10 protein-coding genes are annotated in these 15,523 nt (G+C 57.5%); 1 reads left to right on the top strand and 9 read right to left on the bottom strand.

Annotated features, from left to right (window positions below; translation table 11 throughout):
- Positions 1-29 precede the first annotated feature (29 nt).
- The 6 genes from era to AVO41_RS05340 all read right to left on the bottom strand — a co-directional run bounded on the left by era (position 30) and on the right by AVO41_RS05340 (position 6,599).
- Positions 30-938, bottom strand: a complete 909-nt coding sequence (era, locus tag AVO41_RS05365) for a GTPase Era (RefSeq protein ID WP_068583870.1) — start codon at positions 936-938, stop codon at positions 30-32.
- Positions 931-1,638 carry a ribonuclease III gene (gene rnc, locus AVO41_RS05360; RefSeq protein ID WP_082676576.1) on the bottom strand — a complete coding sequence of 236 codons (708 nt, stop codon included), beginning with the start codon at positions 1,636-1,638 and terminating at the stop codon, positions 931-933. Before rnc ends, era begins: the two co-directional genes overlap by 8 nt.
- The gene (gene lepB / locus AVO41_RS05355) at positions 1,638-2,405 is read right to left on the bottom strand and encodes a signal peptidase I (RefSeq protein ID WP_068583867.1); all 768 of its coding nucleotides are present in this window, start codon (positions 2,403-2,405) and stop codon (positions 1,638-1,640) included. Before lepB ends, rnc begins: the two co-directional genes overlap by 1 nt.
- 81 nt (positions 2,406-2,486) lie before the next feature.
- Positions 2,487-4,292 carry a translation elongation factor 4 gene (lepA, locus tag AVO41_RS05350; protein ID WP_068583864.1) on the bottom strand — a complete coding sequence of 602 codons (1,806 nt, stop codon included), beginning with the start codon at positions 4,290-4,292 and terminating at the stop codon, positions 2,487-2,489.
- A gap of 340 nt (positions 4,293-4,632) precedes the next feature.
- Positions 4,633-6,114: a DegQ family serine endoprotease gene (locus AVO41_RS05345; RefSeq protein ID WP_068583861.1), complete on the bottom strand. Its 1,482-nt coding sequence runs from the start codon at positions 6,112-6,114 to the stop codon at positions 4,633-4,635.
- Positions 6,115-6,116: 2 nt separating this feature from the next.
- Positions 6,117-6,599, bottom strand: coding sequence for a SoxR reducing system RseC family protein (locus tag AVO41_RS05340; RefSeq protein WP_068583859.1), 483 nt, complete (start codon positions 6,597-6,599; stop codon positions 6,117-6,119).
- 136 nt (positions 6,600-6,735) lie between these two features.
- Here AVO41_RS05340 and nadB point away from each other — a divergent pair, with 136 nt between their 5' ends.
- Positions 6,736-8,334: an L-aspartate oxidase gene (gene nadB, locus AVO41_RS05335; RefSeq protein WP_068583856.1), complete on the top strand. Its 1,599-nt coding sequence runs from the start codon at positions 6,736-6,738 to the stop codon at positions 8,332-8,334.
- Here nadB and AVO41_RS05330 read toward each other — a convergent pair.
- The 3 genes from AVO41_RS05330 to AVO41_RS05320 all read right to left on the bottom strand — a co-directional run bounded on the left by AVO41_RS05330 (position 8,331) and on the right by AVO41_RS05320 (position 15,497).
- Entirely contained in the window at positions 8,331-8,909 is a 579-nt protein-coding gene (locus AVO41_RS05330) for a chemotaxis protein CheW (RefSeq protein WP_235584679.1), read from the bottom strand. The two genes, nadB and AVO41_RS05330, sit on opposite strands and share 4 nt — an antisense overlap.
- Positions 8,910-8,970: 61 nt before the next feature.
- Positions 8,971-12,639 carry a UvrD-helicase domain-containing protein gene (locus AVO41_RS05325; RefSeq protein WP_068583853.1) on the bottom strand — a complete coding sequence of 1,223 codons (3,669 nt, stop codon included), beginning with the start codon at positions 12,637-12,639 and terminating at the stop codon, positions 8,971-8,973.
- Positions 12,636-15,497, bottom strand: coding sequence for a PD-(D/E)XK nuclease family protein (locus AVO41_RS05320; protein ID WP_068583849.1), 2,862 nt, complete (start codon positions 15,495-15,497; stop codon positions 12,636-12,638). The genes AVO41_RS05325 and AVO41_RS05320 overlap by 4 nt, the downstream gene beginning before the upstream one ends.
- Positions 15,498-15,523: the final 26 nt, after the last annotated feature.

Here is a 15,523-nt window from a genome sequence, read left to right as displayed (position 1 = left end):
TGCCTCATTCTGCGCCCTGGTTCGAGCCGTTATACGTCGGGGTCATACCCCAGACTGGCCAATGCCCGGTCGTCGTCTGCCCAGTTTTCTTTGACCTTGACCCACAGCTCCAAGTGCACCCGGGCATCCATCAGATGCATCATGTCCTTGCGCGCCTGAATGCCGACCTGCTTGATCAGTTGGCCTTTTTTGCCGATGACAATCATTTTCTGCCCCGGACGTTCCACCAAAATCAACCCGTGGATTTCCCAACGATCCGCTTCGTCATCCCACTGAAAGCGCTCGATTTCCACGGTCACGCCATAAGGAACTTCCGCCCCCAGCAATCGCATGAGCTTTTCGCGGATGATCTCCGAGGCCAAAAACCGAGTGGAACGATCGGTCAGGGTTTCTTCCGGGAAAATCATTGGCTGCTCTGGCAAACGGGCGGTTAAGGCCTCTTGCAGGGTTTTGATCCCGGACTGGTTGTACGCCGAAAGCGGAATGATTTCATCGTAACGCACCTTTTTGCCGATTTTTTCCAAAAACGGCAACAGCGCATACTTGTCCGGGAACAGATCAATTTTATTCACCGCAATGATCAATGGGATAGCCTGATGCTCGCATTTTTCTGCCACGGCTTCGTCTTCACGCGTCCAGCGATCCGCTTCGACCACCATGACAATCACATCCACGCCCGACAGGGCGCCGCTGGCAGTTCGATTCATCATCCGGTTAAGTGATTTTTCCGCGCCCAGATGCATGCCCGGGGTGTCCACGTACACAATTTGCGTCTGTTCGTTGGTCACCACGCCGTGAATACGGTGACGGGTGGTCTGCGGCTTGGGCGAGGTAATGCTGAGTTTCTGGCCGATCAGACGGTTCATCAGGGTGGATTTGCCCACATTGGGGCGGCCGACCACCGCCACAAACCCGGCGCGATAGGCGTTATCAGTCATCCGCTTCCCCTTTTTCCAGCACGCGCAGCGCTTCTTCGGCTGCGAGTTGTTCCGCTTTGCGTCGACTGGTGGCAACCGCTTCAAATTTCCGGTCCAGTGCTGACACAAAACAGCTGATGGTAAATTCCTGGGCATGGGCCGGTCCGTTGACGCTGATCACCGAATACTCGGGCAGGTCAGCCTGTCGGGCCTGCAAGGTTTCCTGCAGACGGGTTTTGGGATCTTTGCCCACTTTGGCCGGGTCCAAGTTGGCCATGCGGTCAGCATAAAGACGCGTCACAAACGCACGGCAGGCATCCAACCCACCGTCTTCGTACACGGCCGCAATGATCGCCTCCACCGCATCGGCAATGATTGAGGAGCGACGGTAGCCACCGCTTTTAAGCTCCCCCGGGCCCAGCATCAGATAATCCGACAGATCATACTCGCGCCCGATTTTGGCCAGCGTTTCGCCCTTGACCAGAAACGCACGCACCCGGCTGAGATCGCCTTCGGAAATGCCATGAAACTGGTGAAACAAGGCGTCGGCGATCATAAAATTGACCAGACTGTCGCCCAGAAACTCCAGACGTTCGTTGTTTTTGGCGCCCATACTGCGATGCGTCAGTGCCCGCGCCAGAATGTCCGGGTTCTCAAAGGTGTAGCCAAGCTTTGCCGACAACTGGCGCAAACGTTTAGCCTGTTCGGTTTCAGCGGCCATCAATCAATGCCTTTGCCAATTCGTCCAAAATCAATGCCATCATCCCAGTGCATCCAGATGCCAAACGCTTCGCCTTTGAGGTTTTTTTCCGGCACAAAGCCCCAGAAGCGGCTGTCATTACTGTGATCCCGATTATCACCCATCACAAAATAATGCCCTTCGGGCACCGTCACCGACACCAAATCCTGACTGGATTTCTGGTGGTCGAGCAAAATCCGATGCGTACGCTCATCCAGCGACTCCTGAATCAAAGCAGTGCCGTCCATGATATTGCCGGCGCCTTCGCCGTCGTATTCACCCAGCGCCTGTTGCATGGCCGGTTGACCATTGATAAAGAGCGTACGCTCAATGTAGGAAATTTCGTCCCCCGGGAGGCCGACAATGCGCTTGATGTAATCCACGTTGGGATCCTTGGGGTATTTGAACACGGCCACATCCCCGCGTTCCGGCTCACCGGTGTCAATCAGTTTGGTCTGAGTGACCGGCAATTTAATGCCGTAAGCAAACTTATTCACCACAATGAAATCCCCAATCTGCAAGGTCGGGTACATGGAGCCGGAGGGAATCCGAAAGGGTTCGATCACAAACGAACGCAGCACCAGCACAATCAGGAAGACCGGAAACAGAGAACGTGCGTACTCCACCAAAACCGGTTGTTTTTCACCGGTCACCGACCGGGCGCGTTTGGGGGCCCAAACCGTCTTGTCCACATATACAATCACGCCGGTGATGGCGGTGACAATCACCAGTATCAGTTCAAAACTCATCTATTGGCTCACTTTCTTGGGTTCGCCCGCGCCGGTTAAAACTTGGGCCGGCCCGACAAATTTAACCAGGCCTGGTAAAAATCAATTATCTTCAGAGGTGTCGAGCACAGCCAGAAACGCCTCCTGCGGCAAATCGACACTGCCAATCGACTTCATGCGCTTTTTGCCTTCTTTCTGTTTCTGCAACAGTTTCTTTTTACGCGACACATCCCCGCCGTAACATTTGGCGGTCACATTTTTACGTAAAGCTTTCACGTTGGTACGGCCAATAATTTTAGCACCAATTGCCGCCTGAATGGCGACATCAAACATCTGGCGCGGAATAATTTTGCGCAGTTTTTCAATCAGCATCTTGCCGCGTGGCACGGATTTGGATCGATGCACAATCACCGCCAGGGCATCCACCGGCTCGCTGTTCACCAGAAACTCCAGCTTCACCAAATCATCAGACTGGAAGCGACGGAACTCATACTCCATGGAGGCGTAGCCACGTGACGTGGATTTCAATCGGTCGAAAAAGTCCAATACCACTTCATTCAGCGGCAATTCATATGTCAGCGACACCTGTTTGCCCACATACTGCATGTCTTTTTGCACGCCGCGTTTTTCAATGCACAGCTTCATCACCGGCCCCACGAATTCTTCAGGCACCAGAATGTTGGCCACAATGATCGGCTCACGGATTTCTTCAATCGTCGCCTGGTCGGGGAGGCTTGAAGGGTTATCGATGCTGAGCACCTCGCCCTTTTTGGTCACCACCTCGTACACCACCGTCGGCGCGGTGGTGATCAGGTCCAGGTTGTATTCGCGCTCGAGTCGTTCCTGTATAATTTCCATGTGCAGCATGCCCAGGAAACCACAACGAAACCCAAAGCCCAGCGCATCGGAACTTTCCGGCTCGAAATACAGCGCGGCATCATTCAGTCGCAATTTGCGCAAGGCTTCGCGCAGATCTTCAAAATCTTCCGAGCTGATCGGAAACAACCCGGCAAAGACACGGGGCTGCGCCGGTTTAAACCCGGGCAGACGCTCCACCTCGCGCCCCGCTTCCATCAGGGTGTCGCCCACCGGCGCGCCGTCAATGTCTTTGATGCCCGCGATCACGAAGCCGACTTCTCCGGCACGCAGCACCTCCTTGGGCGTGCGCTTGGGATTGAATATCCCCACCTGATCCACTGAGTATTCTTCGCCGGTGGAGGAAACTTTCATTTTGGTTTTTTTGCCGATCTGACCGTCAATGATCCGCACCAGCGAGACCACGCCCAGATAATTATCAAACCAGGAATCAATGATCAGCGCTTTCAACGGTGCGTCCCGATCGCCTTCCGGCGGCGGGATTTTTTTGACGATGTCTTCCAGCGTTTCCTTGATGCCCACGCCGGACTTGGCACTGGCCTGAACCGCATCATGCGCTTCGATGCCGATGATCTCTTCGATCTCATCCACCACGCGTTCCGGTTCCGCGGCCGGCAGATCGATTTTGTTCAGCACCGGCAGGACTTCCAGCCCCTGTTCGATCGCGGTGTAACAGTTGGCCACCGTTTGAGCCTCCACGCCTTGCGAGGCGTCAACCACCAGCAGTGCCCCTTCGCAGGCGGCCAGTGAGCGTGACACCTCATAAGAGAAATCCACATGCCCCGGCGTGTCGATGAAATTGAGCTGATAGGTCTGACCATCATCGGCCTGATAGTGCAACGTCACACTCTGTGCCTTGATGGTAATGCCCCGCTCCTTTTCCAGATCCATCGAGTCGAGCACCTGCTCTGACATCTCGCGCTCGGTCAGGCCTTCACACAAACGGATAAACTGATCCGACAGCGTGGACTTGCCATGATCGATGTGCGCAATGATGGAAAAATTTCTGATATGCGTAAGCTGTGTGGCCATGCGTGCCTCAAACAAAATAACGGTTCAAAATAAAAAAAGGGTGACAAGTCACCCTTTGGGCCCCGTTTTCAGGGGCATCGCTGAGCGGCTGGCTCAGCGGGTCAATGAATTGGCGCTTATTTTACGTGATCTGAACAAAAAACGCATCTTTGTCCGTCACACAGCGCACCTAGGAGTCTGTCAGATTTAAGACAGATCTACTGCGCCGGATGGAAAACGGCCCATTTTTCCGATCCTTGTCGTCAAATAGCGGCTGCTATTCTCCTCAAACGAACGAAAAATTGTCCTCGCTTTCCCTCTCGGCTCGCTACGATCGCTCAAACCCGACAGACTCCTGGGCTTATTCCAACACCACCGGCAGGAACATCGAGCGCTTGCCACGCACAATCCGAACCGGGATGGAGCGCCCCTTGGGCAACTCTTCCATCAGGTCATTGAACGCCGCGACCGACTTAACCGGTTGGAAATTAATCGTGACCAGAATGTCGCCGGGCTGAATGCCTGCTTTGTGCGCCGGACCACCATGTTTGATGTCGCTGACGCCCACACCGAATGGCAGATTGCGCTCGGCCAGCACTTGCTCGGGCACGGTTTCCACAGCGACGCCCAGCGCATCGTTGCGGTCCGGTCCGCCATTGTCTGGCTGAATGGCCTCATTCTGAGCCAGATCGGCTTCACCCAGTGCCTTGAGCTCGACCGTCATGGTCTTACGCTCACCATTTCGCAACACTGTCATCTGCAAGGGTTCGCCCACTGGCGAAGCGCCTACCACCGGCGGCAGATCGCCGGATTCATCAATGGTTTTGCCTGCAAACGAAATGATCACATCGCCCGGTTCCACGCCAGCGGCTTCCGCAGCGGAGTTGGGCGAAATCGAATTCACCAGCGCCCCCATGGGTCGCTCCATGCCGAAACTTTCGGCCAGATCGCCGGAGACTTCCTGAATGCCGACGCCCAAAAAGCCGCGCACCACTTTGCCCGATTCTTTAAGTTGCTTGACCACATTCATGGCGATGTCAATCGGAATGGAGAAAGACAAGCCCATGGAGCCGCCGCTGTTACTGAAAATCTGCGCGTTCACACCAACCACTTCACCGGCGGTGTTGAGCAAAGGCCCACCGGAATTACCCGGATTGATCGGCACATCGGTCTGAATGAACGGCACATAGGTGTCATTGGGCAAGGTACGGCCCAGCGCACTGACAATGCCGTGCGTTACCGTGTAATCCAGACCGAAGGGTTCACCGATTGCCAGCACCCACTGACCGACCTGAAGGTCTTTGGCCGTTCCAATATCAGCCACCGGCAAACCATCGGCATCGACTTTAAGCAGCGCGATGTCAGAGCGTTTATCGGAGCCGACCACTTCCGCGGTCATTTCCCGGCGATCGTTTAACTTGACCACGATGTCGTCGGCGCCGTCGATCACATGATGGTTGGTCACAATGAATCCATCTTCGGAGATAATGAATCCGGAGCCCAGTGACGACTCTTTACGACTGGGTCGATCACCACGCCCTTCCCCGCCGGGCATGCCAAAGAAATGACGTAGCATTTCATCCGGCAACCCTCTGAACTGCGGCGGTACACGCTGTTCAACCTCTCGCGTGGTGCTGATGTTCACCACGGTTGGGCTGTGGTCACGTGCCAGTTGAGAAAAATCGGGCAGCATCACGCCCGGTGCTCCCTGCCCAGCCGTTTGCTCGGTGGGCGTCTTGGCCTGAGCTTGGGCCAGATTGAGGGCCATCAGCACCGTCAACAGAGCCAGACCACTGACGGCCACCTTAAAAGGGTGCCAGATTGCGGCTGAGAGTTTGGTCATGTTTACGTCTCCTTCGATATACGTTGATGCAACACCGGTTTCTGCGGCGTCCAGAAGTTGCGCGGCCACCACCAGCCCACGATCAGGCCGGCAAACGCCAGCCCGGCGGTTAATGCCTCTGTGGTTGCGTCCGACGTCGGCCAGATCACCTGAGCCAATGCTGCGCCCAAAAACAATCCCATTAAGGGTAACCCATACCCCATCAGCGAATGTTTGATTAATTCTGACTTTTTCATGGACAAACGCACCCGATCATGCAGTCCCACGTCCAGCGTGTTGTCCACCCAGATTTCATTTTGCGCTTTGGGCACCAGCCACTGCGTCAGCACACCCGTGCCACAGGTGCCTTGACTCTGACAACTGTCACACCCACTCTGACTCATCGTCCGAACCAGAGCCTGATCGCCTTTTAGCTCAATGACATCGCCTTCTGCCAGAACAGTCTCGGACGAATCCGTTGGGTTATGAGGATCGGTTGCGTTCACAGTGTTCTTTTCTCCTGTGCCATTGGCGTCGCCTTCCTTGTGCTTTATGCTACCATTATGCAGATTTTCAAGGTGGGCGGACCGCCGATTTGTTCCAACCCTTGTGACCGGGCAAGCCAACGCAGCGAACGCATTCATGAGCAAACAGACCTACCCCAAATACTGTACTGACATACTGGTGATCGGCAGCGGCATCGCCGGTCTGTCCGTGGCCCTGAAACTGGCCCGACACGCCAAGGTCATGGTGGTGGCCAAAGCCTCGCTCAATGAAGGCAGTTCCGTTTACGCCCAGGGTGGCATCGCCGCCGTACTTGACCCGTTTGATTCGGTCGAATCCCACATTCAGGACACACTCGAAGCCGGTGCGGGCCTGTGTGACCCCGACGCCGTTCGACTGGTCGCCGAAAAAGGCGCCGATGCCATCTATGAATTGATTGACCTGGGCGTGCCTTTCAGCAAGCATGACGCCAAAAGCTATCACCTCACTCAGGAAGGTGGGCACAGTCACCGGCGGGTCATTCATGCCGCCGACCATACCGGCAAATCGGTGACGGAAACCCTGCTGGATCAGGTCAAACAAACGCCCAACATCACGCTGATGCCCAACCACATGACCGTGGACTTGATTCTGTCGGACGACCGCAAGCGCTGTCTGGGCAGCTATGTGCTCAACCAAAGCACCCAGATCGTCGCCACGCTGGTCGCACAGAAAACCATTCTCGCCACTGGCGGGGCATCCAAAGCGTATCTTTACACCAGTAACCCCGACACCTCCACCGGGGATGGCATCGCCATGGCCTGGCGCGCTGGCTGTTCGGTCACCAACATGGAATTCAATCAGTTTCATCCCACCTGCCTGTTTCACCCCAAAGACCGTTCCTTTCTGATATCCGAGGCGGTGCGCGGGGAAGGTGGCATTTTGAAACGCCCGGACGGCACGCCCTTTATGGCGCATTATGACGAACGCGCCGAACTGGCCCCGCGAGACGTGGTGGCCCGTGCCATCGACCAGGAAATGAAAGCCCACGGATTGGACTGCGTCTATCTGGACATCCGCCATCGATCTGAAGGCTTCATTCTCAACCACTTTCCAACCATTTATGCCCGCTGCCTCAAAGTGGGCATCGACATCACGCGCGACCCGATCCCGGTGGTCCCCGCTGCCCACTACACCTGCGGCGGCATCACCACCAACCTCAAAGCCGAAACCGAAATCGCCAACCTCTATGCCATCGGCGAAACGGCCTACACCGGTCTGCATGGCGCCAACCGCCTGGCCAGCAACTCATTGGTCGAGGGGCTGGTTTTTGCCCAGGCCGCCTATGAAGCCATTCTGGAAAGTTTTGAACCGGAACCGTCGCTCTGTGCCAGTCGCATTCCAGCCTGGGACGACCACCTGGTCACCCAGCCCAAGGAAAAAGTACTGGTCAGTCACGACTGGGATGAACTCAGACGGGTCATGTGGGATTACGTCGGCATCGTGCGCACCGACAAGCGACTTCAGCGGGCGCTGAAACGGGTTCAGATACTAAAAGATGAAATTCATGAATTTTATCGCCACCATACGCTCAGCAGCGATCTGCTGGAATTGCGCAACCTGACGCAGGTGGCCGAGCTGATGATCCAGAGCGCGATTCAACGCAAAGAAAGCCGGGGCCTGCACTATAATCTGGACCACCCCGAGCGGATTGATCCGGCCTCGCCGACTCGGCTGCAGCCGGAAAAACGATCTTAGCCGTTTCGAAGCGGCACATCGTCCACATTGGCCACCTGCTCCAACAAACCATCAGTGGCCAGACGGTCGATGTCAATCAGAATCACCATATGCCCTTTTTCGACTTTGGCATCCGGGTCTTTCTGACTGATGTCCTGAGCTTTGGTCACGGCTTTGCCAGACTCGGTAATGGTTGCCAGGCCCTGCATGAAATGATTGTCCACGGAACTGGAAATATCCGGTGGCGGCTGCAGTGACTTCATATCAAAAGCATGCACATCGGACACGGCATCCACCACCAGGCCCACAACCCGCTCGCCCTGTGCCGTCAGAATCTGCACCACGATCACCACGGTGGTCGGGTCAACCTCCGCCGGCAACTTGAAGCGTTCGCGCAAATCGAGCACCGGCACCACGGTGCCACGCAGGTCCACCACGCCTTTGACATAACTGGGAACATTGGGCAACGGGCTCGGTTTTTCCCAACCGCGGATTTCCTGAACCCGATCAATCGCCACCGCAAACTCTTCCTTACCCAGCTTAAACGTCAAAAATTCTTTCATTTCCGATTCTTGCGTCACCCGTTTTTCCTCCATCTGGATCTCATTGAGTGAATACGAACTCTAGTGTAGCGTCTCCAGTGGCCCCTAGCAATTATCAATCCATTTCACCGCGTCCGGACACATCCAGATCTGACTCAGCGTTGACCTCCACCCACTGATTGAGCGCACACAAATAAAGCACTTGTGTCTGTGGGCGCGACTCCAACCGCGCAATCAACTCTCCATAACGTGCCAGTTGCGGAGCATAGGTTTGTGTCAGGCTCTCAATCCACGCGGCCCGTTCTGTGTCAGTCAGCGAGGCAGGTGGCTGATTGGTTTTGTAATCAATGATCCAGCGCCGCCCGCTGTCATCCACTAGGGTGCGATCCACCACCGTCTGCAGCACCTGTATCTGGTCCGACCAGGGCACCACCTCGGACAAGGCCCATTCCGATTTTGCTTCCGAGTGGTCCGTCTGCAAAGCCCATCTGACCCGGTCATGAGTCAGCGCCTGTTGCAGACAATGCGTCACGCGTTGCAAAGCCTCAGAAACAAACGCAGAGGGCAACACCGACTGCAAACGCTGCTGCAACCAGGGTTCGAGCGACCTCAGACGCACCGCATCCTGATCCGGCGTCTCAGACAGCGTCCAGTATTGCAACACTTCGTGCACCAGATTGCCCACTGCCTTACCAACACCAACCCCCGGCCCGGCGGCTTGTTCAGCCCTCGATACGGGTAACGAAGTGTCCGGCGTGGCCGATGCAGTGGCACTGGGCTGGTGTTGCTGCTGATAACGCTGCCAGCCCGACTGCTGTGTTAACCAGGCCTGGTAAAAAGATTGGTTTGGCGCGGGCGCGGACTCAAACGGTGCGACATCAGCCCGGCGACGCAGTACCTTGGCCGGCACACAGCTCTGCTCTGGCGGCGCCGTTTCCAGGTCGGGCGACTGGGTGAGCCAATGTTGAAACGCATCCAGCCGCTCACCCTGTATCAGCGGCCAAAGCAGAGCAAGAAAACTGCCCTGGGCCGGAGCCAAGGACTCGGGTGCTTCCAGCGCTTTGTCACTGGGTTTTAACGACACAAACAAATGCAGACAGCGCTTGGCCCGCGTGATGGCCACATAGAGCAATCGAGCCAGTTCATGCCGTTGTTTGCGCTTTTCATAGGTTTTGATCAGTTCGCCCAGTCGGGTATCGGCTTTGGCACGTGCCGATTGGCCTTTTTGCAGCAACGGTGCCAGCACCCAGCGCGAAAACGTTTTGCCCTGGGCATCTTCCTGCTTAAAAGGCAGCCACTGAATCAGCGGTTCGTCATCAGCGCGACCGATTTTTCCCAGTGACGGCAGAATCACCGTGTCAAACTCCAGCCCCTTGGATTTGTGAATCGTCATCAACTGCACCTGCTCCGCCTCATTGGACGTATCCGGGCGGGCATACAAAGTTTCCAGCGACTGGGCCAAGGTCTCGCCGGTGATGTCCGTGCCCTCGGTTTCCAGGTCCACCAGCATGCGCTGCCAGACCCGCACATTGTCACGCGCCGCCTCCGACAACAGCGTGCGCGCCCCGCCTAACTCCAACCAGGCCTGTTTGACGCGTTCACTCAACGCCACCGCCCCACTCAAGCGCATGGCTTTGGCCAGAATGGGCACGGCCTGTGCCAGCACCTTTTGCCCGGTTTCCGACAGCGACTCGCGCCGCGCCGGATCATTCAAGGACGCCCAGACCGGTTCGTGGAATCTGGCCGGGTCCCCCAGCAGCGCATGCAGATCAAACAGCGACAGGCCAACCAAAGGCGAGCGCAACAAGGCCAGCCAGGCCGCGCGATCTTCCCGGTGCACCAGCGCCAGCGTCAACGCTTGCAGGTCCTGAATTTCCTGTCGTTCCGACAAGGCCTCCAGCTCAATGGCCCGAAACGCAATGCCCGCCTCCTTCAACGCCTGCGCGATGGGCTTGAGGTGACTGCGACTGCGCCCCAGAATGCCCAGCTCGGCTCCCGCCGGACGCGTTGCCTTCCAACGCGCTACCTCGGCCACCAGCGTCTCAATATCGGTTTCTGGAGTGAAATCCCCTCGATAATAGACCCCCTCCCCAGCCAGGGTTTTGCGAGCATTGGCCGAGGCATACGCCACCGCCCCGGTGGTCATGTCATCGTCGTCCGGCATGATTTGCGCAAACACCCCATTGACCCAATCCACCACCCTTTGGCTCGAACGGAAATTCACGGTCAAAGACAATGGCGTTAACGCCAGCGATCCCACACCGTGATGCCAGGCCTGCAGGAAATTGGCCACTTCGGCTTCCCGAAAACGGTAGATCGATTGCATTGGGTCCCCCACCAGAAACAAACTGTGCCCATCGCCGGGCGCCCAGCCGGCAATCAGTTTTTCCAGCAGCGCAAACTGCGACACAGACGTGTCCTGAAACTCATCGATCAGCAGGTGCTGCAGACGATAATCCAACTGCTCGGCAAACTCGGTGGGTGCATCCGGCTCGCCCAGAGCGCGGGACGCCGCCTGAGAGATTTCGATGTAGTCGCTCTGGCCTTCCTGCTGCAACACCAGTTTGAGATGCGCCGCCGCCAGTCGCAACAAATGCAATAGATGCTGCAGCGCCTGCCAGTCATCATCCTGATAATACGGCGCTGGCAGACGACCCAAACTCTGCAGGGCCTGGGCTGCGGTGCGATCCGAGTCGGCCTCTCTGAGTTCTTCCAGACTTTCGGTCAACTGATCCTTAAACTGTTTGCGCTGCGCTTTGTCGTCGCCTTTGGCCTTGGACGGCGACAACACGCCTTTGGCTTCGTTCATGGTTTTTAACCAGTCGCCATCGGCTTTCAACAGCCATTGCGACAGTCCCGTCCACACCGGCAACGGCGTCTTCTCATCCAACCGGGCTGGAAGGTCAAGGCCTTGCAAAACCTTCGCACCATTGGCCTGAGCGACCTCAGCCATGGCCAGCAAGTCATTCAGGTGGCGCAACCAGGGCGTTAATTGCCGCAAGGCCTGCCGAATGTCCTGATCCACCAGGTCCTGAATCGCCGTCTCCAGTGTTTGACGGGCGGCCTGATCGGCTTCGGGCCCACCGGCCAGAAACGGCAGCAAGGCATCCATCCACTGATCACGTTTGGCCAGCATTTGTGCCAACAGGTCCTGGGCCCGGGCATAGGAACCGTTGACCAGCTTCAACAGAGTGATCACTGCCGATTGCGCCTGTTCATCATTGCCATCACTCAAAGCCGCATTGGCCGCCTGTCGGTACAAAGGCATGGGCTGGGTCGTAATCTGACTGGCCAGGCCATGACGCGACAGATAAGGCATCTGCTGTACCAAATAGCTATTCAGGGAATCAATGGTGCGAATCCGCAAGCGTCCGGGGTTCTGCGCCAGCTGCCAGCCTTGTTCCCGATCGCGCTGTCGTGCGGCCTGTGCCAGCTGCTGGGTGTTGCGCTCGAACACGCCAGCTTCGTACGGCAAGGGCGCTTCGGCCGAATGCAATGCCTGCAAAATACGCTCACGCATTTCCGCCGCGGCCTTTTTGGTAAAGGTCATCGCCACGATGTTCTCCGGCTTGTCCACCACCGACAGCAAACTCAAAAACCGCTGGGTCAGCAACGCGGTCTTACCCGACCCGGCCGGGGCCTGAACAATCAGTGACCGCGTGGGGTCCACCGCTTCAAAACGGGCCTGACCGTCTTCGATCGCATCGTCCACAACCAGCGTTTGCCAGACTGGCTGCGAAGGCATGGAAATGGGCGCGTCAAAGGGCAACGAAGATTGGGTCATGGGGCATCGTCCTGCTCATTCGTGTGGGGCACCTGCTCCCACTGATTTCGTGCTTCCGGCAAGCGCAACGCCAGCCAGGAAGCGGCGTAGGCGAGATCGTTTTCGCTGCGCTCCGGCATCAGGCACATCGGCGCCTCGCCCTGCTGAATCGACTGCGCGAGCGCCCAGACCTGCTGCTTCAGATCCTGCAATACTGCTGACCAGGCCTGAGCCGGGGCGTCTTCCCCCGCTTTTTTGGCCCAGGCTGTCACATCGGTCTGACGCCCCGGCAGATTGATTTCATCGCCGTCGGCCACCAACGCCGAAAAGCGCACACCGTCATCACTGTGCAAAATGCCATAACCCAAGGCCCCGACCTGATCCAGCGCATACAAATAAGTGGCCAACTGCGGCGCTTTCAGCGGCCCCGGCCAGAGGTCTTTGGCACGGGCCCGCCCGGTTTTGTAATCCAACAACAAATGACGTCGCTCTGCATCGGTGCCGGCCAAAGCATCCACGCGATCGATTTTGATGTGCAACCGCATCTGCGCCAGCGTCACCGGGTAAGCCTGTTCGAACGCCACCACTTCAAACGGCGAACGCTGGGCTTCCAGCGCCAGCCAGCTCAGAATCAGCTCCGTCAGGCGCTGCTGTTCCAGTGTCAGCAAACTGGCTGGATAATGGTCTCCCAAGTCCGCCAGCCCCCGACGCACGCGCTCGGCCACATCTTCTCGCAACTGATCTTGTGACAAGCTCAGCAGCCTCTGCTGAGTTTGATGCTGACGCCAGAACTGCTCCAACACCTCGTGTACCAGCGTGCCCAGATGATGACGCGGCACGCCCTCTTCCACTGTTTCCAGCCCATAACGAGCGCCCAGACGGTAATCCAGAAAGGCCATCAGCGGGCACTGGCTCTGAGCGGTCAGAATGCCCACGCCGCCCGGCAGGTCTTCACCGGCCGGCACCGGCGGTGCCTGATCATCCTGCACCCAGACCCACGCATCGTCCAATGCCTGTGACGCCAGCAAGTCCGACCCCGGCGCATCGCTCGGTGTCTCACTCGCTTCTGCGCCCGATTGAACCCTCGTTATCAGAGGCGATGGCAATAAGCGCGCTTCCCCTTCCAGACAGGGGTAAGACCAGACGCTGATCGGTGCCGCATGACGCAAGCGCTCGGTCACCCCCATGGCATAATCGTATTCTCGCTCCACACTGCTGCGGGGGCATTGACGATCACGCTGGAGCGTCACCGGCAGGAAGGCGTTGGGTTTGGGCGGACGCGGCCACTTTTGATCGGTCATCTGCATGACCCAAAGCGCATCAAAAGTCTGTCCCCCAGCCTCCAGCATGCCCATGATCTGAATCGGGGCCTCACCCAGTGATTCCGGCTGATGAAGGCGCTCAGACAGATACCGGCGCAAAAGCGTCAACCATTGCGCAGCGCGTTGACGGCTCGGCTGCAGTGACAACTGTCCGAAAGTCGCCAACGCATCCAGGAACGCTTGCTTTTGTTGCTGCTCATGGCTGCTGAGGCTGGTTTTTTCGCCCGGGTCCGAAGCGGCGGTTGGTGCGGCCCACTGAAAACGCGTCAGCAATGTTTGCGCCTGCGTCGCAAACGCCGCCGCCGTCATCCGCTCTGAACGTTTGTCCGACAAGGTCTGCTCAAAACTGTGCACCAACGTTCGAGGCAAACGCACCCCCGATTCGGCCGCCTGTGCCTGCACCAACAAAGACGGCCAGCGCACTTGCGCCCATTGCCAGCGACGCAGGCGCTTATCCAGCGTCAGCCGTTGCGACAGGTCACCGGCGGTATAAGGCGAACACAGCCATTCTGACCAGGCCTGGTAAGAAATGGGGCGATCCGGCTCAAAGGCGAGCGTCAGCGTCGCCAGGGCATTGCTCACAACCGGCAACTGACTCATCGGCTGCCCCTGCGAGGCATTCACCAAAGATGGCTGTGCCAACGCCGTGTCCGACGAGGCAGACATCGGCTGACCAAACTGCTGATACAGCGCTTCCTCCAGTGCCGTCTGCAAATGGCGCTGAAGCCCGCCCTGCCAGTCCGGTGCCACCAGACCGATGCGAACCTGGCTCATGGGCTTGTGCTGTGCCAGATCGGCCAGCGTTTTCGCCGCCCAGTGCGCCGCACTCTGCCATTCCGCCTGAGCATCGGCCAGGACCTTCACGCGGCTGTCAGGCGTGTCCGTCACGGCCCGGTCGCGTTCATCCACCGTCACGCCCTGCGTTCGAAACAGCGTCACCAGCGCATGCATAGACGGGGGCCACTCGTCGAATCCCACCAGCGTCAATCGCTTTGGCCACGCCAGATCATCCGAGCCGGCCAGCGTTTTCAGTTGCTGATAGCGCCAACGCTGATGGGTCGGCGCATCCAACCAGTTTTTATCCATCAGTTGCTGGCGATATGCGCTTGCCAGCGTTTGCCAGAGACGGCTTTCCGCCGACCGGTTATGGCCGTCACAACAATGGGCGAGCATTGCCTCAGAGGCGATCACGGCCTCGGGTTCGTAAGGCAGAAGGTTCTCATGCAACAAACACCAGGCCTGATAGAGCTCACGCGCCGTATCCGGCCCGTCGAACAGAGCATAATCCGGGGCAGCCTGAACCTGCTTGTGCAACAACCAGGCCCATTGCTGAGTGGCTTCAAACGGGGTCAACACATGATCAGGAAGTTGGTCGGGCGAGAGCCGCCCCTGAATGACCTGACGGGTTTCCCATTGCTGCCACCATTGCTCCCAGGTCAAAATCTCGGGCGTCTCCCGGGTTTGCGTCTCCGAAGCAGTAACGTGCGTCACCGTTTCCTGGGTCAGGGTCCGGGTCAGACGGGAATTGGCAGCAATGATCAGATGACCGTCAGGCATAAAGCGTTCGCAGTGAGATGAGTTTC

The organism is Thiomicrospira sp. WB1, from assembly GCF_001507535.1.
GTDB lineage: Bacteria > Pseudomonadota > Gammaproteobacteria > Thiomicrospirales > Thiomicrospiraceae > Hydrogenovibrio.
The sequence above is the reverse complement of the archived record's forward strand: the minus strand, read 5'-3'. Positions and strand labels throughout refer to the sequence as shown.